The following is a 22218-nucleotide window of genomic DNA, read 5'->3' on the forward strand; positions in this document are numbered from 1 at the left end:
GGAGAATTTAAACCATGAGCCAAGTAATTACTAAAGAAAATACTATCCTAGAAGAAGTTAACAATCTCACGGATGAACAACAGGATAAAGTTTTAGAGTTTATCAGATTTTTACAGTATCAAGATAGTAATAAACAAAACGAAAATAACGAGTTAAATATCATAGAAGAAAAGAGCGATAAAAAAGACATATCTTTTGCGGAAGATGCTAAAGAATTTATCGGATGTGTGGAAGGTGCTGAAAATTTATCTCAATTGAAACAGAAGCTAAAAAGAGTTAAAATTCATGAAGTGTTAAAAGGTTAATTTTCTTAAAAACATCAAGATAAAAAATAAATATTATGAGCAAAAATATTATTATTGATGCTGGAAGTCTAGTCGCCTTATTAAATAAAAAAGATCACTTTCATTCATGGGCAAATCAAGAAGCTAATAAGTTATCACCTCCTTTTATTACTTGTGAAGCAGTAATTACAGAAGCCTGTTTTTTATTGCGAAATGTTTATGGTGGAGAAGATGCAGTTATGACATTAGTGAAAATGGGCAAAATTCAGATTCCTTTCCAATTTAGTGAAGAAGTAAATTCCATTCAAGAATTGATGAAACGTTATCAATCTGTGCCGATGTCTTTCGCCGATGCTTGTGTGGTAAGAATGGCGGAATTAATACCCAATTAAGAAGGGCTAAAGCCCTCACTACAAACCTTTTATTCTATCACTTTTTCGACGATCGAACTCTTAATTACCTGATTTTGGTAGCTTATTCCCACTATTTTAATAATAACTTTATCTCCTCTATTAATATCGATATTACTATTCAAAGATTGATGATAATTAGGCTCAAAATTAGTGATTTCTCCCACTTCACCAATGAAGGTTAAACCCTCCATTTCAAAAACATTAATTAACCGTTTTACCACTAATAAAATATCTTTAGCTTGGACAGGTTTTTCTTCTACTTCTAACAAATATTTTTGCGTAATTAATTGACTAATAGGAGAAGCTATTTGATTAAATAATTTTTCCTTTTCCCCTAAAATCTTTTCCTGTAATTGTATCGATTCTTTTTCTTCTTGTCTTTGTAATTTTTGCTGTAAACTATTAATAGTGTGAGTTCGATCGACCAATTCTAATTTTAACTGTTGTAATTTGGTTTCTAATGTAATAATTTTTTCTGATGATTCATCATTAGAGGTAACTGTAGGAGATGAAAATAGTTTTTTAAGCCAATTAATCATAAGGTTTAAAATAAATAATTTTTGTCCAAAAGTATAACAATTTTCGTACTAATCAAGTATATAGAAATATTTTTCTTACATTAATGTAGTAAAATTCATTAGGGATAGGCTAAGAGGCATCAATCTGGAATATAATTTGAGTTAGATTTGAATTATTCATTGTTGGTGGTAATTACCCTGAGAATTGTTCGGTTATAACACTTTAATAAAATTTGTCAACAAGTTATGATTAATTCTGTTCAGAGGAATATTGAGATAATTAAGCTATGATTTTGTCTGATTATTTGGGAGTTAAATTAAGTGATATTTTGTTAGCGGAAGATAACGAGGATTTATCGATCGAAAGTGGTGAAAATCTCGCTAATATGGCGATTAATGCTCAACAACAGTGGCATAGTTCGATCGAATCTTTAGAAAAATTATTAACTCTCACTATCGGACAAAATTGTGATGCTCGATCGATTCAAGGTTTAATTATATCTTCTTCTACTCCCATAATTCAGGATATAAAATTAATCTCTCGTTTAGAAACCGTTGTCTTTTCTGCTAAAGATAATACTCAAATTGCTTTAATGCCAAGTCATAGTCATAACGAGTTTGTACAAATTTCCCCTTCATCTTTTATTGATGTTTCTTTGGATATAAATGATAGTTTAAATGGTGAACAATTTTGCTTGGTTTTAACCAATAAATTTTCTTGTATAATTTTAAAAGGTGTAGATCAAAATTATCGGGATAAATTTCAGTTTTCTTTCTGTCCAGAAATAATCAAAAAAGTCTGGTTTTTATTAAAAGCTAGATTAGTGATGAATCAAAATTATCATACTCAATATTTAGAAGAATTATTTACTCAGTTTTATCCAGATATTCCCGACTATAAAATTGTTACTAAATTTACTCATTTTTTATTAAATAATTTGTCTTCGGGTACTAATAATCATCGAGAAAATAACAAGTTACCTCGAAAAAGTAACAGTATTTCTTTGAAAAAAACTCCTTTACCACCCTATCCAGAATTTGAGTTATTACAAGCATTAACTCACGAAATTAGAACTCCTTTAGCAACTATAAAAACTTTAACTAAGTTATTGTTAAGAAAGGCTAAAAATGCTCCAGAATTAGTTAAATATTTAGATTCGATCGAGCAGGAATGTACCGAACAAATTAACCGCATGGAATTAATTTTTAGGGCGGCAGAATTAGAGTCAAAGACTGCTGTACAATGTGCGGTAAAATTAGTACCAATTTCCTTAGAACAAATTTTAAATCAAAGTATTCCTCATTGGAAAAAACAAGCAGAAAGAAGGAATATAATGCTGGATATTGTTATCCCTCATAAGTTACCTCAAATTGTTAGTGAGCCTAGTATGTTAACCCAAATTTTAACAGGTTTAATGGAAAAGTTTACCCGTAATTTACCTAGTGGTGGTAACTTTAAAGTGTTAATTTTACCTGCTGGAAATCAATTAAAATTACAATTTTTTTCTGAATCTAATATTAATAATGATCCCGAAAAATGTTTAGGAAAATTACTACTTTTTAAACCAAATACGGGAAGTTTATCTTTAAATCATGATGTCACGAAAAATATTTTTCATGCTTTAGGAGGTAAATTTATTATTAAACAAAAACCCGATCGAGGAGAAGTTTTAACGATTTTTTTACCTTTGGGTAACAGTTTTCAAATTAATAAATAGACATCTCCAGAAAAGATTTTTCTTTGGCTTGTAGTAAGGGCTTCAGCCCTTGTCTTACCAAATATTGTCGAAGTCTAATAGGTGGTGTAAAAAAGTTTGTTGATCAAGAAAGGGTTAAAACCCTCACTACGAACTAATAAAAAAAGTAAAATGATTTTTGAAAAAGTAAAGCTATAATTAGATGTCGTTTCTGAATAGTAACTATTACCGATGTTTAAAAAGAAATTTAGTGCTAATTATCTTAATTATTTATTCGTTATTTTTGGTTCATTGATTATTCTTTTATGGGGAAAAACTGTTCTTGCTTATAACTCTCCATCTAATCAAAATATTACTTCTTCCAGCTCGATCGAGCAACATCATATTGCCCAAGGAGATTTTGAGCAAATTGAAATCAAAACTACTCTGCTCAAAAATAATATTTATATGTTGGAAGGGGAAGGCGGAAATATTGCCGTTTCTGTGGGTAAAGACGGAGTTTTAATGGTTGATAGCCAGTTTGCACCATTATCGACTAAAATTGCTAGTTCGATCGAAGGTATTACAGATCAACCCATTCGTTATCTATTTAATACTCATTACCACTTTGATCATACAGGCGGAAATGAAAATTTTGCCAATAAAGGTGCTTTAATTATTGGTCATGAGAATATGCGCAAACAAATGAAAGTACCCCATTCTTTCAAAGTGATAGGCGCGGATATTCCTATTTCTCCTGATATTGCCTTACCCCAAATTACCGTTAACGAAACCATCAATTTTTACTTTAATGGTAATCATATTCACGGTTTTCATCTTCCTTTTGCCCATACAGACGGGGATATTGCGCTTCACTTTATCGATGAAAATATTATTCACACGGGAGATTTATTCTTTAATGGGATGTATCCTTTTATTGACACCGAAGTTGGCGGTTCGGTGGATGGTATGATTGCCGGTATTGATAAAATTTTACCTTTGTGTAATGATCAAACTATCTTAATTCCGGGTCATGGAAAAGTTGGGAATAAACAAGAATTGATTGCTTTTCAAGGGATGTTAAAAATTGTTAATCAACGAGTTAAAGATGCGATCGCACAAGGTACAAGTTTAGAAGACTTACTCAAAGGGAAAATCCTTACCGATTTAGATGATACTTGGGGCAAGGGTGTGTTAAATGCAGATCAATTTGTTACCATCACCTATCAAGGGATTAAGAATTAACAATTAAGAATTAAGAATTAGGAATTAAGAATTAATAATTAAGAATTAACAACTAATAATAACTCATTACTTATTACTCATTACTTATTACTCATTAACCCGAAATTAGTTTGTAAATATGCTTTTTTTGTCCTGTTTCATGATTAACAATTACCATAATTTTATCATCCCCTAAAGGCTCAATTAAGCTGATCAATAAATTAAGATTAGTTTCTCCTAAATAATTAGCTTCTGAGTCTAAAAAAGCAATATTACCTGATGAATTAGCACAAATAAAACCATTATTATTAGCTATCCAAAAATCTGCCTTAAAATTTAACGGAATACGGCGAACCGCAAAAGGATTTAACTTGATTAAAACTATATTATTACTTTGTTTTTCTCTGGATAAAAAGGTATTAGGAATTAAAGGATTATAAATAAAATTGTGTAAAGGTAAAGAAATTGTATAATTATCAGTCCATCCTCCCCTACGATTAAAAAATCGCAAAAATGTTTGATTTTTATTCATGTCTAACTGATTATATATAACCATGCCATGATGTCGATCGAGATTGATAATTTGTTTAGGTAAAAAGTCTTTGATAATATGAGTAATAGGACAACTATTTTTAGTATTAATAATTTGAAAACCTTGATCTATACCTTCATTTTTATTCACCGCAATCCATGAATAATTATCAGGAAGGCAATAAACAAAAGATTCACTTTCTATGTCTATTAAATTACTAATTTTTTTCTCACTATTTTTCCAATGAATTAAAGAAAATTGATTATATTTATCTAATGCTTTAATCGCTACAACACAACCATCATTAACTCCTTGAACATCAATAATTTTTCCATCAAAATCTTGTTTAATAACTTCTTTGAAACTTAGATTGTGAGCATCAGAATCTTTCTCATAAGACTGAATTAATAAAGTGCTTTCTCCTGTCAAATAAATTAAATTATCTTTTACTACAATATGATTAATTGTCTCATTCAGAGATTCTTCATACATTAAATCTAGAGAAACGGCTTGATGAGGAATACTTTTATATAAGGATTGATTATATGTTTGCAGTTCTAAAGTCGATCGTAATATGGCAGTTCTCATTTCTTGAGCAGTGCGAAATCGATGTTGAGGTAACTTTTGCAAGGCTTGTCTGATGATTTCCGCCAAAGAATGAGGAATTTCTTCAGGAATTTTCGGTGTTTGATTCAAATGCTTAATCATAATATCATTGGGGCTACCACTGAAAGGACGACAACCTATAAGTAATTCATATAGCATAATTCCTATAGCGTAAAGGTCTGAACTATAAGAGTATTTCCCATAAAATTGTTCGGGAGACATATAAGCAGGAGAGCCAGTGTCCCCCATAGTACTAACATTTACATTCTGATCTTCCAGTTCAATTTTAGCTACCCCAAAATCAGAAATTTTTGCATTCCAACCTTGAGGAGTCACACATAATAAAATATTTTCGGGTTTTAAATCTCGGTGAATAATTCCCTCTTGATGAGCTTGATTTAATCCATCTAAAATATCGGTAATAATTTTTAATTTTTGTTCAACACTAATTTCTGTAGGAGTTTCGAGTAAATCTCTTAAAGTTCCTCCCTCGCAATATTCCGTGACTAAATAACGCTCTTGTAAATGATGTTGAACACCTAAACAACGAACAATATTAAGATGTTCTAAACTTAAAAGAATACGCATTTCTCGTAATAACTTTTTCGTGGAGAATTGACGAGGATTTAATTCTTTTAATGCCACTAATTCCCCTGTTTGACGATGGATAGCGGTATAAACTTTTCCGAACTGCCCTTCGCCCACTAAGTTTAATATTCTATAGTGAGAATTTTTCACAATTTTAATACTTTCTAACCAGAAAAAATAATGTTATAGATCATACCTCTTTATGGTTTTTTCTCTCTCCGTGAAAATGACTAATTCCAAATTAGACCTATAAGCAAAATAAAAAGTAAAATCTGTTTTAGGGGGAAAAATGTTGATTTTTTTAACTCATTACTCATTACTCATTACTCGACTAAGTTTCCTCTAACTCCGAACTCAGGTTAAAATAGATAGGTTGTATAAGAATTAAAAAAAGAAGGAAATAATTTTGGTTAATACATTATCTTTTAATACTACAAAATCTGAACAAATTTTTGCAGAAGCTCAAAAATTAATGCCGGGGGGGGTTAATTCCCCCGTGAGAGCCTTTAAATCCGTAGGTGGGCAACCCATTGTGTTCGATCGAGTCAAAGGGGCTTATATTTGGGATGTGGACGATAATCAATATATAGACTATGTTGGCTCATGGGGACCTGCTATTTGTGGTCACACACACCCCGAAGTGATTACAGCTTTAAAAGAAGCCCTAGAAAAAGGTACAAGTTTTGGTGCTCCTTGTGTCTTAGAAAATGTCCTTGCAGAAATGGTAATTGAAGCTGTACCTAGCATTGAAATGGTGCGTTTTGTCAACTCTGGCACAGAGGCTTGTTTATCGGTGTTACGTTTAATGCGCGCCTACACCAAGAGAAATAAAATCATCAAATTTGAAGGATGTTATCATGGTCATGGTGATATGTTCTTAGTACAAGCAGGTTCAGGAGTTGCTACCCTCGGTTTACCAGACTCCCCCGGTGTACCTAAATCCGTTACTGCCGACACTTTAACCGCTCCCTATAACGATTTGGAAGCAGTGAAAAAAATCTTTGCGGAAAATCAAGGAGAAATTGCTGGAGTAATTTTAGAAGCAGTAGTCGGTAATGCAGGATTTATTGCTCCTGATGGGGGTTTTCTTGAAGGTTTAAGGGTATTAACCCAAGAAAATGACGCTTTATTGGTATTCGATGAAGTTATGACTGGTTTTCGTATTTCCTATGGTGGTGTACAGGCAAAATTTGGGGTAACTCCTGATTTGACTACTTTAGGGAAAGTTATCGGCGGTGGTTTACCCGTAGGCGCTTATGGTGGTAAAAAAGATATTATGGCATTAGTTGCGCCTTCTGGTCCAATGTATCAGGCAGGTACTTTATCGGGAAATCCTTTAGCCATGACGGCAGGAATTAAAACCCTTGAATTATTACAAAAACCCGGTACTTATGAATATTTAGACAAAATTACTACTGAATTGATTACAGGTTTACTCGATCGAGCTAGAAAAGCAGGACACGAAGTAACAGGCGGTAATATTAGCGGTATGTTCGGGATGTTTTTCACGGGGAATCCTGTGCATAACTACAGTGATGCCAAAAATGCAGATACTGCCAAATTTGGACGTTTCCATCGGGGAATGTTAGAAAGAGGGGTTTATTTAGCTCCCTCTCAATTTGAAGCAGGTTTTACTTCGATCGCCCATACAGAAGAAGACATCAAAAAAACCCTAGCAGTTGCCGAGGAGGTGTTTAAGGTTATTTAGGGATTAGAAGGAGTAATGAGTAATGAGTAATACATCTACTTTAATTCTCCATTCTCCATTCTCCATTCTCCATTCTCCATTCTCCATTCTCCATTCTCCATTCTCCATTCTCCATTCTCCATTCTCCATTCTCCATTCTCCATTCTCCATTCTCCATTCTCCATTCTCCATTCTCCATTCTCCATTCTCCATTCTCCATTCTCCATTCTCCATTATTAATATCGTTCATCAATATTAATCCACTCATAACCGTTAATAATACCCTGAAAATAATCCGCCATAGTTTCGATGGGATAAGGAGTATTGCCATTAACTCCAAACCATCGATCGTAAATATCAATGGCACTTGGTGTATCTGTAACTACTCCTTGCATAAATTTAACGATGCTATAGTTAACAGTGGTGCGCCAAGCCGAATCATTCTCAGGGATAGTACAAGCATAGGATTCGATCATATAAGGAAATTCAGGTACAATCTCATATTGTTGGGAATTATTAGCTTGTTTTTTCAAATTCTGTAATAAAATCCCGTCTCCTGCAAAACCATCGATTTCACCTTTAGTTAATTTTTCCATGCCGTCTTCTTCACTGGTAAAAAAGATTAATTGCGCCCCTTGAGCAAATATTCTCATGGCTTTTTCATTCGTTGTGTTAGGAATTACCCCAATTTTTGCTCCTTTCAAGTTATCGCTATTGGCAAAGCCACTACCTTTTTTTACTATCATTTGCGTACCACTGGCAAAGTAACTGACAGCAAAATCAACGGTTTTTTCTCTTTCCCATGTTACGGTAGTTGAGCCACATTCAATGTGAATAGTACCATCTTTAATTTTATCAAAACGAGTATCAGGATCAACTACAATTAACTCTAATTTAATGGGTTTTCCTAATCTTCTTTCCGTTTCTTGTCTAACTAACTCTAAAATATCCAAAGAATAACCCACAGGCTTTCCCTTGTCATCCACAAAAGCAAAGGGCGGAGTATCTTCACGATAACCGGCTTTAATGACTCCTGTCTTTTCAATCTGATTAAAAATTTCCCCTGCCAATACTGGTACTTGTACACCAAAAATGACAGAACAAGAAAGTACGATCGAAATCAATTTATTAAACATTATTAGTAAAAATTCCTCACACAAAAGAATAGATGACAAAATAATAATAGAATATAATTTGTCTTAAAACTTGAAAAAATCTTCATCAAAAATATTAAAAATCGGTATTCCCCAACTCGATTTAATCATTAACTCCCGTAAAGAATCCCTAGGGATAGTATCATCCTCATAAACATAAGGATCACCTAAAATAGCATAAGCCCTCATCGCATTAATACCCACCAACTCCCCATTTTCATTGAGAATCGCCCCCCCACTCATCCCATCAACAACAGGATTGCTATAACCTATCTGATACCCTTGTTTAAGGGGTTTATCTAAAATTAAGGTAACTTTTCCCGTTAATGCTTCAAACTTCGGTTTAATACGCTCTAAATCTTCTTGATTCTCATTGTCTTGTGATTGTCTCTGAGTAAAACCCACCGCCAAAACAAAATCATCTTTTTTCGGTAATTTCCCCTTTTCCGCAGTAAGATACTCCATATTAGGAGCAGAAAATTTAAGAATAGCTATATCTTTATCTCTAATTTTTTCTATATCCACTATTTCAGCCTTATAAATATTACCGTCAAAAGTTTGTATTTGATAGGGTGATTCACCACCACGAATAACATGGGCATTAGTCACAATAAAATAATTTTTGTCTTGTCTAGCGACTAAAACTCCCGAAGCAAATCCCTCATCTAAATTGATTTTCACCGTGATAGCTTTAGCAATGGGAAATAAATCTGCCACAATATCCTTAATAATTTGTTGTTGCCTTATGGTGGAATTAATGATACTTAAACTTTGATGAGATATTTGTAAGCAGAATAAAGTGAAAATAAAGATGAAAAATAGTTTGAAATTTAAAAATTTCCCTAGCCAATTCATATAATTACCCATAGTAGGTTGGGTTGAGGACACGAAACCCAACAAAATCAGTTTTTTTTCTTGATAACAGATTAAATTCCCTTGATTTAAAGCTATTTTCAGATAAATAAAAAAAATTATTATAAATGTAGGGTGGGCATTGTCCACCATGTTCGGATAAGCCCCCCTGCCCCCAAATTTGGGGGAGTAGATTTCTGGAAGTCCCCCAGAATTGGGGGATTCAGGGGGCAGATTCAAGAACTTTAGAGATTAACCGAACAGTATTGCGACTTGTGCTATTAGCAATGAAATTCATTTTATTGTGAGATAACTGAGCGTTATCTCGACTACGATCGATAACCGTCGAAGTGTTCAATAAATGGAACTAATAAAATACAATTTTACCCGACTTTAAACTATCAAAAATGATTTAAGAATGAGATATTAGTTATTCAAAAAACCAAACATTTTTTTCCTGATTTGTTTCTGAATTATTCACCGTTGGGGAGGTAGATTCTTCATTTACAGAATTGTTGGTATTTTCCCCACTTTCAGACGTAACATCTTCTTCTACACCAAGATAAACATTAAGATCGATATACACCTTATCGTTAACATTGATGATATAGGAAGCATCACTTTCCGCCAAAGGATTACTCGAAATACTGTTGCGATCTAATAATCTGCTTACTTTTTGTCGAGGGTTATCACTTTTTCTCAAGGTAAATAATTGCCAGACACAATTACCTCCCTCGGTTTTCGCCACGCAAATAATCGGATAACCATTTTTTACTCCGTGAGTAATATAACGCAAATTGCCTTGTTGTGCATATTCCTGAAACTTAGTTGAGACGTGTTCACATCGTTTTTGTGGAGTCCATCCGTCACCAAAATAACCATCATTTTTTGACCAACGAATCATTGTTACCTGTTCGGTTCCCCTTCTCGCCACAGTGGCAGGTGTGCCTTGAACATTGGCACAAGCAAAGGTATGGGAACTTGGACGAGCATTACTGCTAGGCATATTAAGTGTTAAAGTTCCTAGTGTAATGCTAATCCCACTGACAAGAGTTGTAATTAATTTCTTATTCACGGCAATACTCTCCCGTTCATGAGTTTTTCTAATTATATTGTATCACCTAAATATTTATTCTTGTTTCTTTTACTCTACCCGGTGTAAATTTACCTGACAATAATAACCTCATTAAATATTAAATTAAAAAATCGATGAAAATAATAATTAATAATTGTTTATTAATGCAATATTATTATAATTATTATATTAAATATATTAACACAGCTACAAAAATATTCCAACGGTTTTGATTAAGAGCTTTTTTAACGATTTTTCTCCAGTGTTTGTATTAGTTTCCCGACCTTTTCTGCATTTTCTCTATCTCCTTGTTGAAGGAATAAACTTTGAGCTTTTTGATAATCAGTGATAGCTCTTTTATATTGTCGTAATATCAGATAGCCTGTCGCTCTACCGGCGTACGCTTCAGCATAGTTAGGATTAATTTTCAAGGCTTGGTTAAAATCACTAATAGCTTTCTCACCCCTCTGTAAATTAGTGTAAGCAATACCTCGATTGAGATAGGCTTTGGCATAGTTAGGATTAAATTTTAAGGCTTGGTTATAATCATTAATGGATTTTTCATATTGCTGTAGTCTAGCGTAATTCCTGCCTCGATTGTTGTAGGCTTCGGCATAGTTAGGATTAATTTTCAAGGCTTCGTTTAAATCACTAAGAGCTTTTTCATATTGCTTTAAGTAAAAGTAAGAAATACCTCGATTGTTGTAGGCTTCGGCATAGTTAGGATTAATTTTCAAGGCTTCGTTTAAATCACTAAGAGCTTTTTCATATTGCTTTAAGTAAAGGTAAGAAGTACCTCGATTGTAATAGGCATAAGCAAAGTTAGGATTAATTTTCAAGGCTTCGTTTAAATCACTAATAGCTTTAGTATATTGCTGTTGGTTAGCGTAAATAATCCCTCGACTCAAATAGGCATGAGCAAAGGTAGGATTAATTTTCAAGGCTTGGTTTAAATCACTAATAGCATTGTCGTATTTATTTATTGTACCATAAGTAGAGCCTCGATAGAAATAGCTTTCGGCAAAGTTAGGATTAATTTTTAAGGCTTGATTATATTCATCAATAGCTTTTTCATACTCCCCTTGCTCATAATAATCTTTAGCTCTATTTAGATATTCATCTACGTTTAAACTCTTAGCAACTTCACTCTCATTCAATGAATTATTGGCATTGCTTAAATTAGTATTAACCGCAACCTGATTATTATTTGCCCATGCTAGATAATTATTAATGGGAATACCTAACTTATAGCCATCGGTTAAAGGACGAATTTCAATGCTACCATCAGTATTTTTTATTTCTGTACCTTCACTCAATCCATGAATACCCACCAATTTTCCTTGAGTATTTAAGATTGGTCCTCCACTCATACCCGGACGAGTTTGATTGGTATAAACTAAGGTATAACCATCTTTGCCTTGGGGATTTATCCCTGAAATATATCCTTCTGTAAACTGATAAATTCTACTGTCAATACCCGGACGAGGGGCGGGATAACCCGTTATATAAATATTAGTGCTTTCTTTTAACTGCTCATTGGCTATTTCTACTACCCCATAATTATCACTACTGGTAAATTGAAATAAGGCAAGATCTAATTTATTTATTTGTTTAATACTATTACCATTAACTTCATGGGATTTACCATCAAAAGTGGTTACTTGTTGTTTGCCCTGATGTCCCACAACGTGCATATTAGTTAAGACGGTATAAGTATTTCCTTCTCGATTGATAATTGTTCCTGTACCATATTCTCTACCATCAATTCTGACAGTAATTGATTTTGCAATGATATTAATGTCTTGACGAGTTTGAGCAAAAACCATTTGCGGTTGAACTACTGTCAATGTTGCGACACCAATAACGAAAGGAGAGATAAAGTTATTCAAATTCATTTTTTTATCTAATCAAACCTATGGATATATTTTAATTGTATAACTTATTCGTAGGGGTTACACATTTTTCAACCGCTCCTAAAAAGTTGGACAAACTTGGACATCATGAAAAAATGACCCCAAATCTACCATTTTTGCGTTAACCGAACAGAATTGTTAACGACTCGTGACAAGGAATCTCGCCTTGTAATAAAAGTGTCTTGCGACTTGCCATTAAACCTGTCACTATGTAACTCATCTAATAGCTTGACCTCTACTTCTCTGTTAGAGACACTATTGAAGAAGCTATGTCGTTTTACACCCTTTAGCTTCTTCGACAGGGCATTCCAAAAACTCCAGACGTGCCGACTAGAATCAACTTGAACTAATCGGGCGTAACTGGTTGGAATACCCTCTTTTTTCTTAATGCCCGTCTTGCTAATACTAACCCTGCTGCTGTATCGCTCGACAAACCATAAAGTCTCATAAATTTTGTCAATCCCATTAAACTTGAAAAGGCAGGATTAACTTTTATTACTTCAATTCCATGTTTAAAAGCACAACTATTTAACATATCTAAAAAACAACTATAAGCAAAGTTTGATAACATTCGAGAATATTTAACTCCCTCTTCCTTCATTGTTGCTTTTTTTCGCTCAAAATCTAAATTTTCCACACTAATTGGACACTCATATTGATAGGCTAATTTGACTAATTTTTTCACAGCATCGCCGATAATTGCTTTTGTTTGATTAGTATTTTTATCTCGAACATTGATTTTAATTTGTCCTTTTGCTTTTAAATTTCCATCATGATCAACATAACTCCAACCTATTATATTAGGGTTTAAGTCTATTCCTAACATTCCATTTTTATTACAAGAGATAGTGGGAGTTTCTGGCAAATCAAAACTACAAAATACATACCATTTTTCATCTTTTTAACAAATCTAAAAGTTAATGCTTGTTGATTATTTAGAGCATAATTTACATCACTTTGTCCATAACTAAATTTGACATTTTCGATTAGATAATACTTCCCAAAAATGGACTCATAACAAGATGGTACTCTTATTTTTAAAGTACCATTAGCTAATAATTGACAATTTTGATTACCATTCTTTTCATCTTTTGAACCCACTAAAGTAAATTGTGAACTACGACATTTTTGCCAGTCTTTTAACCATTCTTGGTGACTAGAATAACCATTCTCCTTTAAATTAAATTGAGCATACCATAGTTTTTTACCCCCGAATATCATAGATGGTTTTTCTTTTTTAAAGTAACTAATCTATCTTTCAATATTGCTAATTTTCTTTGTTTTTGATGAATGGTAAATCTTAGTTTACTTCTGATTGATTTTTGATTTCTACCACAAGATAATGGTAATTTAGCTAATTTTTTCTTTTCACTGTCAATGATTTTTTGTAAACCTTTAATCTTTAATTCTGTTTGTTTTATTTGGCTTTTATAACACTCTTTTCGACTAGCTATTTTACCTTTTAAGATTATATGAATAGAGTTAAATTGACGTGCATTTATCCCATACTTTATTTGATAACTCTTCTTTAAATCATTGAGTTTTTTCCTTTTTCTAAATCTTTGCATAAATCTCTTTCAATTTTGCCAAAAAAACCTCCTATTAAATCGCAAAATTCTGCGACTTCTTGACTGATTAAGGTTTGATAAGTTATTTTACTCAAGATTTTTTGCTACCTCTTTTAATTGTTCTACGATTTGTTTGTTTTTATGACTTCTACTACCATATAATCTTGCTGAGAATACTGTAATTATTTCTAGTACATCTTTGGCTAAATCTTCCTCAAAACTAGAATCTTCACTTCTGTTAATAATTATAACTTCTGTGCCAAATATTTCACATAAAGAAAAGATTAAATCAGAACCAAATCGTAATAATCTATCTTTATGAGTAATAATTAATCGGTCAACTTGATAAGAACAAATTAATTTAATTAACCTAATTAATCCTTTCTTTTTATAGTTCATACCTGAGCCTAAATCTTGGATTATTTCAAAATCCCAACCATGACTAGAAGAATAAGATTCTAATACTATTATTTGACGATTTAAGTCATCTTTTTGGTCATAACTAGAAACTCTGGCATAACCAATTGTTAAGGAATTATCCGATTTATTTTTGAGTAAAGTAGAAATATCATATCGTCTATGTCCACCTTCTGTACGAGTAGAGGTTATTTTCCCCTCTTTTTCCCACCTACGCAAAGTCTTTGTGGATACTCCCAATAAATCAGATGCCGATTTTATCGATAAAAAATTGGACATTAAGCCTAAAAATCAATTATTATTTCCAAGTTTATCTAATATTGTCTAATTTTTCAAGGGCTGTTCAATAACCCTTTTAACATCGAGGATGCTTTGTAATGGTAAACACTGACAAAATCAACAATTTATAAATCACAAGCCTGAAGACGGGTAAAAAGTAATCCTACATCATCATGCCAAACATCATCATAACCGTTAATTAAGGGGGCAGGTAAATGCCCTTTCGGTACATCTTCAGTAAAACTTAAATCATAATTATTCCATCCTATTTGTTGGATAAATTGACTATATTTTTCGGCTTTGTATTCACCAATATTATTACCAGTGGATAAATAAATGTCTTTTTGAGTGGTAAAACCGAATTTTTGTTGTGAATGTTTTAGCCAAAGTTCGTTAATAGTTTTTAAGTCTTCACAGGGGAAATTATTAATTGATGTCGTGGTAAAATTAGCCTCATTTTCTCTACCGACTAAACTTAACATGATCTTGTTAGTTTCTAAATCAGCTTCTTGCCAATTACCGTTTTTTAATTGTGTTTCTAACTTTTGATATTTAGGTGAAATGATTGGTGATAATGGCTCATTTTCTGATGTGGAATTATCCTGTTTTGTACTTTCATCTACCTTTGTGGAAGAAAAAATATCTGATTTATTCATCAGAAAAAAGCTACCGATGAGACTAAGCACGATCGAGATTATGATGATTAATTGTTGATAATTAAAATTATTTTGATCTATGGGTTTTTGATCCTCATAAGTTGTTCTTTTTGGAGCGACAACCTTAGTTTTACTATCTGATTCATTGGTATTAATTATTTTTGTTGGCTCGATCGAACCTTGATTAAGATTATGTTTAGGGGGAGTATTAATAGTTTTGCTTAAAGTAAAACGAAATTTTTTTTGTGAATTATTCAGTTGTAAAAGTGCGTTAAGAGTTTCCTGTGCATTTTGATAGCGATTAAGATGATATTCTGCTACCATTTTACTTAATATATTTTGAAAATTAAGACTTAAATTAAGCCCTAAATCTTGATTTAATTGGTGAATATTAGGAGGTTTTGGTAAATTAAAAGCATATAACCCCGTTAACGCTTCAATCGCAATGATTCCTAACGCATAAATATCACTAGCAAAAACAGGTTTACCGTTAGCTTGTTCATCGGGCATAAAGCCTTCTGTACCAATAATTACAGTGCCCAGAGTTTGAGTTGAGGGGATTTTTTCTTGAATAATTTGTTTTACTGCACCAAAATCAATTATAACTATTTTATTGTCGCTTTTTCTCCGCATCAAATTAGCAGGTTTTAAGTCTCTATGAACAATATTATTTTGATGAATAATAACTAATACTTCTAATATTTCTTTTAAGAGATTAATTACTGCTAATTCTGACCATTTTTGTTGGTAAATTATTTCTTTGGTTAAATCATGTCCTTCAATAAATTCTTGTACTAAAAAAAAATTATTATTGATATAAAAATGGGCAAATAATTCGGGGATTTGAGAATGTTTCCCTAGTTTGTGTAAAGTAATAGCTTCGGTTTCAAACAGTCTAATGGCTACTTCAATAGTTCTCGGATCATAGTCTGCTTTTAATTCTTTGACAACACATAGGGGAGAAGTCGGTAAATCAGTATCTCTAGCTAAATAGGTATGTCCAAAAGAGCCTTCTCCTATCTCTTTGATAATTTCGTAACGTTGTTTAAGTTTGATGCCGATCGTAATATTCATACAGCTAAACTACCTAAATATTCTAAAAATCTAATTCTATTAAACTCGATTAAACTCGATCGAGAAAAGTCCTTTACACAAACAATAGGTAACAAAATAATAATAGAATAAATAAGTTGTTTAATTCATCAGGAGTATTGATAATGTCTGGATTAGTAGCCTATGTTGGTTTTATCGGTGTCTTTTCCGTAGTTGCCATCACTTTATATTATGGTTTACGCGCCATTAAATTTATCTAAATAAGTAGTGTTGAAAAAGTCTTTTGATGATGGTAGGTGTTAGGTTTTAGGTGTTAGGTTTTAGGTTAAATCATCAAAAATAAAGATTTTAAGTATTTCTATTGAAGTCAAAAAGCAATCGCTTACATCATTCAAAACAATATTGTCATCTTAAACAAATTCATTAAAAGGAAGAAAGATTTATGAAAGAAACCATTAGAGAATTTTTGCAACCCATAGCAGACATCTTTTCAGGATTCAACACCCCCGAAATAGTTGTTCATTGGGGACATCCCTTTTTCATGGGCATTGTTATATTTGCTATGGGCAGTGCCGTTGCCATTACTGGTTGGCGTAGTAGGATTTCCGAAGATAAAGAAGTCAAAGAAACTAATAAAGGTGATCATCGTAAAGTTGCGCCATTTTTGTTTTTATTCATTACCCTAGGATATAGTGGCGGTGTTTTATCCCTGATTATGCAAGGGCAACCTATTTTTGAAAGTCCTCATTTTTGGACTGGTAGCACTGTCATTGGGTTATTAGGCTTAAACGGCTTAATCTCTGCTACGGGTTTTATCGGTAATAAAGACAGTTTACGCACAACCCATGCTTATATTGGTAGTCTTGCGTTAGCTATTATGGTTATCCATGCAATTCTTGGCTTAAAACTCGGACTTTCCATTTAATTTTTATATATAGTTTGTAGTAAGCCTTTTAAGGCTTCTTCATAATGGCTAAAGCCATCACTACAAACTTTTTTTATATCTGATTATCCCCATTTTATTTGTTATAGAAGATGATTAATATAAGTAGTGCGTTACCGACTTTTGTTATTACCTTACGGGAAGGTTTTGAAGCCACTTTAGTAGTAGGTATTGTATTTGCTTGTTTACAAAAAGCTCAAAAACAAGAATATTATCGTTGGATTTCCTCTGGAGTCATCGCAGGTATTATCGCTAGTATCTCCGTGGGCTTACTTCTGTGGCAGAGTTTACAAAGTCTCGAAACCAGTCAATATTATTATGCTCCTTTTATCAAACAAATACTTAACGCCCTTTTCGCTCTTATCGCTGTATCGATGTTGAGTTGGATGTTATTGTGGATGAGTAAACAGGCTAAGTCTTTAAAAGGGGAAGTGGAAGGCGCTGTTAATACTGCTTTAAGTAATGATAATGCAGGAAAAGGGATTTTTTTATTAGTTTTTATTGCGGTTTTACGGGAAGGTTTTGAAACGGTTTTATTTATTACGGCTCAATTCCAAGAAGATTATTTAAGTAGTGCTGTAGGTGCGATCGTAGGTTTAATTTTAGCTAGTTTAATGGGATGGTCGTTATTTTATTGGGGCATTAAAATCAATATTCGTCTATTTTTCCAAATAATGGGAATTTTCTTACTGTTAATAGTAGCAGGTTTAGTGGTTAGTGCTTTAAAAAACTTTGATGGTGCGATGACAATTTTAAGTCACATTAATCCTAATTATCAGAATATCTGTTTATTCGATCGAGGTTCATGTTTATTAGGTATGAAGATATGGAATGCTAGTAATTTTTTACCTGATGGCAAATTCCCCGGTATTTTATTAAAAACTTTATTTGGTTATCGAGAGCAAATTTATTTAGTACAATTAATTTGTTATTTCTTATTTTTAGGTATAGTAGGAAAGCTCTATTTTTCGAGTCTTAATCCTAAAAAACAAGAGAATTGAGAATTTAAGAATAATGTATTTTTCCTAAAAATTTTTATTTTTCAGTATTTTCCCTTACTCCTTACTCCTTACTCCTTACTCCTTACCTCATCAAAAAACTTTTTCAGCAATCCTTCCTTACTTAATTGTAACGATTTATCTCAAATTGTGATAACCTGAGATAGTAAGATCGACCTGTGAATATATATACTAGGAATCTATGACTTCTACCCCAACCCCTTCTAATCCAATACCTTTTAAAGAGTTTACGGCTACAAAACAAACAGGGTTTTTTGAAAATTTAAAACAACCTCGTTTTAGTGGTCAACTTTTATTGACTGGTCCTAGAAAAACTAAGTGGGTATTCTATCTCTACTTAGGTCGTCTTGTCTATGCTACCGGAGGGAACCACCCTGTAAGAAGATGGAGACGTAATTTAGTTGCTCATTTGTCTAATATTCCTTCTCACATGAGTGCGATTCAAGGGGATGTCGATCGACTACAACTCGATGATCACAACAACTGTTGGGAATATGAATTATTATGCCTCTGGGTGGATGAGCAAAAAATTACCCTCGAACAAGCGGCAAAAATGATTCGTCAAAACATTGTTGAGGTACTTTTTGATGTTACTCAAGCAATGCAGGTAACTTGTGAACTAAAACAAGATAAAAATTTACCTTTTTCTACCCGTTTAGTTTTAATCGATGCGGAACAAGTAATTATTGAAGCACAAAAAGGATGGCAAGGGTGGCAGTCGGCTAAAATTGCCGATCGATCGCCTGATATGGCACCGATTATCACTCAACCTCAAGAATTAGAACAACAAACCAACCCTCAAATATATCAAACCCTCAGTCAATTATTAGATGGACAACAAACCCTGCGAGATTTGTCTGTCAGAATGAAAAGGGATGTTGTCACCGTAACTCGTTCTCTTTTACCCTATGTACAAAGAGGTTTAGTGCGTCTTATCGATATTCCTGATATTGATCCGCCAAAACTACCTCAACATAATGATTATGATGACGAAGCAATAAGTAATCAAAAAATTACCATCGCCTGTGTTGATGATAGTCCTTTAATTTGTCAAACTATGGAAAAAATTATTGGGGGTGCAGGTTATAACTTTGTGGGCATCAATGACGCTTTAAGGGCGATCGCCATTTTATTATCAAAAAAACCAGATTTAATCTTTTTAGATCTGATTATGCCCAATGCTAACGGTTACGAAATCTGTAGTCAACTGCGGAAACTAACCTTCTTTAAACATACCCCCATTGTGATTTTAACGGGTAATGATGGTTTAGTCGATCGAGTTAGAGCAAAAATGGTAGGCTCAACAGATTTCATCACGAAACCAGTGGACACAGCATTAGTCTTAGAAACCATAAGAAAACATCTCAAACTAACAGTATCATAAGATTAAATAATAAATATAGATAAATAACAATTGCCTAAAAATAAGGGAAAAGATTGTTATATCATAGCTATTACTAAGAAAATATAGAAAATAAATAAAGGTAAATCATGGGAAATGCTCTAGTTGTAGATGATTCTTCTACAGAAAGAAAAATATTAGTTGGTTACTTACAAGAATTAGGTATTACCGTTAGTACTGCTGAAAGTGGCGAAGAAGCCTTAGATAAATTAAAAGGGAATATTCCAGATTTAATTGTTCTCGATGTAGTATTACCCGGCAAAAGTGGGTTTGAAACCTGTAGAGAAGTAAAAGGTAATTCGGCTACCGCAAAAATTCCAATTATTATTTGTTCAACAAAAGGTAGTGAAATGGACAAATTTTGGGGCATGAAACAAGGTGCAGATGCTTACATCCCTAAACCCGTAGATAAAGAAGAATTTTTTTCTACCGTCAAAAGACTTGTTAAATAATGAGGAATGAGGAATTAAGAATTAGGAATTAAGAATTTAAAAATGTTCCCTAATTCCCTCACCCCTTTTCCGATACCGATTACTCATTCTCCATTCTTATTTCTATCATGAGTGAACAAAAAACCCTTTCCTTATCTCAACAAAAAAAGAACATAGTCGAAAGACAACAATTTTTAAGATTTGTGTTATTGCCTGACACAAACTTAATGGTTTCACTCTCAGAAATTGCCGCCGTCTTAAAAATACCTTTTGGACAAATAGTAGCTATTCCAGAAATGCCCAGTTGGGTAATGGGAGTTTATAACTGGCGCGGGGAAATTGTTTGGATGATTGACTTAGGACAATTATTAGGTTTTACCCCTTGGTATCAACAATCGGGAGTAGCATCTCATCATAAAGCTGTGGTTATTCATCCTAGTAGTCAAGATCGTAAAAATAGGACTTCTGGGGATTTAGTGGGATTAGTGGTTAGTGATGTTAATGACATTGAACTATGCAACACTAATGAACTTCACTCTCCTCCAGCTTCTGCGGTTACTCCTGAATTAGCACCGTTTTTAAGGGGTTATTGGATCAAAAATAATGGGGATATTGTGGTAACGATCGACGGAGACGCTATTTTTGCGGCTATGCCGAAAGAGTAAATAGACTTGAATTCACCTGAGTGAACCATAAAAATAGATGATGAATGACTTGGAAGACTCCGAAGACAGGGAGATTATATATATTTTATCTAATGCTTATTGATATTATAAAACGGGCAAGATGCCCGTTGTACATTTTGTTTCTATAAAACTGATAGTAAAGCGTCACCCATGCCTTGACAACCCACGGCTTTACATCCTTCTGACATAATATCTCCCGTGCGATAGCCTAAATCTAGGACTTTCAACACGGCTTTCTCGATTTTATCCGCAGGAGTAGGTTCATTTAATCCGTAACGTAACATCATAGCGGTACTTAATACTTGAGCCAATGGATTTGCTTTGTCTTCTCCTGCAATATCAGGGGCTGAACCGTGTACAGGCTCAAATAAACCGGGTTTTTGACTGCCTAAACTCGCCGAAGGCAACATTCCAATACTACCCGTTAACATAGCCGCCGCATCAGAAAGAATATCACCGAATAAGTTACCCGTTACGATCGTATCAAATTGTTTGGGATTGCGCACTAACTGCATCGCCGCATTGTCAACGTACATATGAGTTAATTCCACATCGGGATATTCCTCTGACATTTTGATGACTCGATCGCGCCATAATTGAGAGACATCTAAAACGTTTGCTTTGTCCACTGAGCATAATCTTTTTTGGCGTTTTTGTGCTGTTTCAAAGGCTACCCTTGCAATTCGATCGATCTCTGACTCAGTGTAAGCCATTGTATTTACTCCTCGTTTTTCCCCCGTTTCGGTGGTGAAAATGCCTTTAGGTTGCCCGAAGTAGATACCTCCCGTTAACTCCCTCACTACCATAATATCCACTCCTTCCACTACTTCTTTTTTCAAACTGGAAGCATCGATTAATTGAGGTAAAATTGTCGCAGGGCGTAAATTAGCAAATAATCCCAAAGCGGAGCGAATGCCTAATAATCCCGTTTCTGGACGTATCTCACGAGGCAAATTATCCCATTTATAACCCCCGATGGCGGCTAATAATACCGCATCACTGGCTTTACATTTATCTATGGTTTCTTGGGGTAATGGAATCCCTGTAGCATCGATCGCACTTCCCCCAATCAACGCTTCTTGAAATTGAAACTCCATATCGCATTGTTGCGCCACAGCTTCTAAAACTTTGACGCTTACTGCCATAATTTCAGGTCCAATACCATCACCGGGTAATAAGGTTATTCTATATTTTTTACTCATTATTCTTAATAATTTTCGTTTTTGTAAGTCTCACGCAAAG

At 33.5% G+C, this 22218-nt stretch carries 24 protein-coding genes; 11 read left to right on the plus strand and 13 right to left on the minus strand.

What is annotated here, in order from left to right; genetic code table 11:
* The first annotated feature begins 14 nt into the window (after positions 1-14).
* A complete protein-coding gene (locus SYN6308_RS15895; RefSeq protein ID WP_017295440.1) occupies positions 15-305 on the plus strand; it encodes a hypothetical protein in 291 nt (96 codons plus the stop codon).
* Between the two features lie 35 nt (positions 306-340).
* The gene (locus tag SYN6308_RS15900) at positions 341-676 is read left to right on the plus strand and encodes a type II toxin-antitoxin system VapC family toxin (protein ID WP_017295441.1); all 336 of its coding nucleotides are present in this window, start codon (positions 341-343) and stop codon (positions 674-676) included.
* A gap of 29 nt (positions 677-705) precedes the next feature.
* Here SYN6308_RS15900 and SYN6308_RS15905 read toward each other — a convergent pair whose 3' ends face one another.
* Complete coding sequence (locus SYN6308_RS15905) at positions 706-1236, minus strand: hypothetical protein (RefSeq protein ID WP_017295442.1); 531 nt, start codon at positions 1234-1236, stop codon at positions 706-708.
* 266 nt (positions 1237-1502) lie between these two features.
* Here SYN6308_RS15905 and SYN6308_RS15910 point away from each other — a divergent pair, with 266 nt between their 5' ends.
* A complete protein-coding gene (locus SYN6308_RS15910; protein ID WP_017295443.1) occupies positions 1503-2933 on the plus strand; it encodes a sensor histidine kinase in 1431 nt (476 codons plus the stop codon).
* 210 nt (positions 2934-3143) lie between these two features.
* Entirely contained in the window at positions 3144-4136 is a 993-nt protein-coding gene (locus SYN6308_RS15915; RefSeq protein WP_017295444.1) for an MBL fold metallo-hydrolase, read from the plus strand.
* 94 nt (positions 4137-4230) lie between these two features.
* On the opposite strand, the gene SYN6308_RS15920 is transcribed toward SYN6308_RS15915, so the two are convergent.
* The gene (locus SYN6308_RS15920; protein WP_017295445.1) at positions 4231-5991 is read right to left on the minus strand and encodes a serine/threonine-protein kinase; all 1761 of its coding nucleotides are present in this window, start codon (positions 5989-5991) and stop codon (positions 4231-4233) included.
* 256 nt (positions 5992-6247) lie between these two features.
* Between SYN6308_RS15920 and hemL the strand changes: the two genes are divergently transcribed.
* The gene (gene hemL, locus SYN6308_RS15925; protein WP_017295446.1) at positions 6248-7549 is read left to right on the plus strand and encodes a glutamate-1-semialdehyde 2,1-aminomutase; all 1302 of its coding nucleotides are present in this window, start codon (positions 6248-6250) and stop codon (positions 7547-7549) included.
* Positions 7550-7589: 40 nt separating this feature from the next.
* On the opposite strand, the gene SYN6308_RS24665 is transcribed toward hemL, so the two are convergent.
* The 10 genes from SYN6308_RS24665 to SYN6308_RS23510 all read right to left on the minus strand — a co-directional run bounded on the left by SYN6308_RS24665 (position 7590) and on the right by SYN6308_RS23510 (position 16516).
* Positions 7590-7778, minus strand: a complete 189-nt coding sequence (locus SYN6308_RS24665) for a hypothetical protein (protein WP_017295447.1) — start codon at positions 7776-7778, stop codon at positions 7590-7592.
* On the minus strand, positions 7765-8664 hold the full coding sequence (locus tag SYN6308_RS15935) for an amino acid ABC transporter substrate-binding protein (RefSeq protein ID WP_017295448.1): 900 nt from the start codon (positions 8662-8664) through the stop codon (positions 7765-7767). The genes SYN6308_RS24665 and SYN6308_RS15935 overlap by 14 nt, the downstream gene beginning before the upstream one ends.
* A gap of 63 nt (positions 8665-8727) precedes the next feature.
* Positions 8728-9537 (minus strand): S1 family peptidase, encoded by an 810-nt coding sequence (locus SYN6308_RS23495; protein ID WP_158412761.1) that lies wholly within the window; start codon positions 9535-9537, stop codon positions 8728-8730.
* 427 nt (positions 9538-9964) lie between these two features.
* A complete protein-coding gene (locus tag SYN6308_RS22750; RefSeq protein ID WP_144051455.1) occupies positions 9965-10609 on the minus strand; it encodes a COP23 domain-containing protein in 645 nt (214 codons plus the stop codon).
* A gap of 245 nt (positions 10610-10854) precedes the next feature.
* Positions 10855-12504, minus strand: coding sequence for a serine protease (locus tag SYN6308_RS22755; protein WP_017295451.1), 1650 nt, complete (start codon positions 12502-12504; stop codon positions 10855-10857).
* 364 nt (positions 12505-12868) lie between these two features.
* Complete coding sequence (locus SYN6308_RS25600; RefSeq protein WP_017295452.1) at positions 12869-13348, minus strand: IS200/IS605 family accessory protein TnpB-related protein; 480 nt, start codon at positions 13346-13348, stop codon at positions 12869-12871.
* On the minus strand, positions 13342-13743 hold the full coding sequence (locus tag SYN6308_RS25605; protein ID WP_026102120.1) for a hypothetical protein: 402 nt from the start codon (positions 13741-13743) through the stop codon (positions 13342-13344). The genes SYN6308_RS25600 and SYN6308_RS25605 overlap by 7 nt, the downstream gene beginning before the upstream one ends.
* The gene (locus tag SYN6308_RS25610; protein ID WP_026102121.1) at positions 13740-14090 is read right to left on the minus strand and encodes a hypothetical protein; all 351 of its coding nucleotides are present in this window, start codon (positions 14088-14090) and stop codon (positions 13740-13742) included. Before SYN6308_RS25610 ends, SYN6308_RS25605 begins: the two co-directional genes overlap by 4 nt.
* 87 nt (positions 14091-14177) lie before the next feature.
* Complete coding sequence (locus tag SYN6308_RS15975; protein ID WP_017292865.1) at positions 14178-14786, minus strand: IS607 family transposase; 609 nt, start codon at positions 14784-14786, stop codon at positions 14178-14180.
* Positions 14787-14911: 125 nt separating this feature from the next.
* Complete coding sequence (locus tag SYN6308_RS23510) at positions 14912-16516, minus strand: serine/threonine-protein kinase (RefSeq protein WP_017295453.1); 1605 nt, start codon at positions 16514-16516, stop codon at positions 14912-14914.
* Positions 16517-16659: 143 nt separating this feature from the next.
* Here SYN6308_RS23510 and petL point away from each other — a divergent pair, with 143 nt between their 5' ends.
* From petL to SYN6308_RS16010, 6 genes are all read left to right on the plus strand, one after another.
* Positions 16660-16755, plus strand: a complete 96-nt coding sequence (petL, locus tag SYN6308_RS15985) for a cytochrome b6-f complex subunit PetL (RefSeq protein ID WP_017295454.1) — start codon at positions 16660-16662, stop codon at positions 16753-16755.
* A 182-nt stretch (positions 16756-16937) separates the two neighbouring features.
* Positions 16938-17420 (plus strand): DUF4079 domain-containing protein, encoded by a 483-nt coding sequence (locus tag SYN6308_RS15990; protein WP_017295455.1) that lies wholly within the window; start codon positions 16938-16940, stop codon positions 17418-17420.
* Between the two features lie 113 nt (positions 17421-17533).
* Positions 17534-18439, plus strand: coding sequence for an FTR1 family iron permease (locus SYN6308_RS15995; RefSeq protein WP_026102122.1), 906 nt, complete (start codon positions 17534-17536; stop codon positions 18437-18439).
* Positions 18440-18638: 199 nt separating this feature from the next.
* On the plus strand, positions 18639-19841 hold the full coding sequence (locus SYN6308_RS16000) for a response regulator (protein ID WP_017295457.1): 1203 nt from the start codon (positions 18639-18641) through the stop codon (positions 19839-19841).
* A gap of 107 nt (positions 19842-19948) precedes the next feature.
* Complete coding sequence (locus tag SYN6308_RS16005; protein WP_017295458.1) at positions 19949-20311, plus strand: response regulator transcription factor; 363 nt, start codon at positions 19949-19951, stop codon at positions 20309-20311.
* A 107-nt stretch (positions 20312-20418) separates the two neighbouring features.
* Positions 20419-20955, plus strand: a complete 537-nt coding sequence (locus SYN6308_RS16010) for a chemotaxis protein CheW (protein ID WP_017295459.1) — start codon at positions 20419-20421, stop codon at positions 20953-20955.
* Between the two features lie 143 nt (positions 20956-21098).
* Here SYN6308_RS16010 and leuB read toward each other — a convergent pair whose 3' ends face one another.
* Positions 21099-22178, minus strand: coding sequence for a 3-isopropylmalate dehydrogenase (gene leuB, locus SYN6308_RS16015; RefSeq protein ID WP_017295460.1), 1080 nt, complete (start codon positions 22176-22178; stop codon positions 21099-21101).
* Between the last annotated feature and the right edge of the window lie 40 nt (positions 22179-22218).

This window comes from Geminocystis herdmanii PCC 6308 (assembly GCF_000332235.1).
Lineage (GTDB): Bacteria > Cyanobacteriota > Cyanobacteriia > Cyanobacteriales > Cyanobacteriaceae > Geminocystis > Geminocystis herdmanii.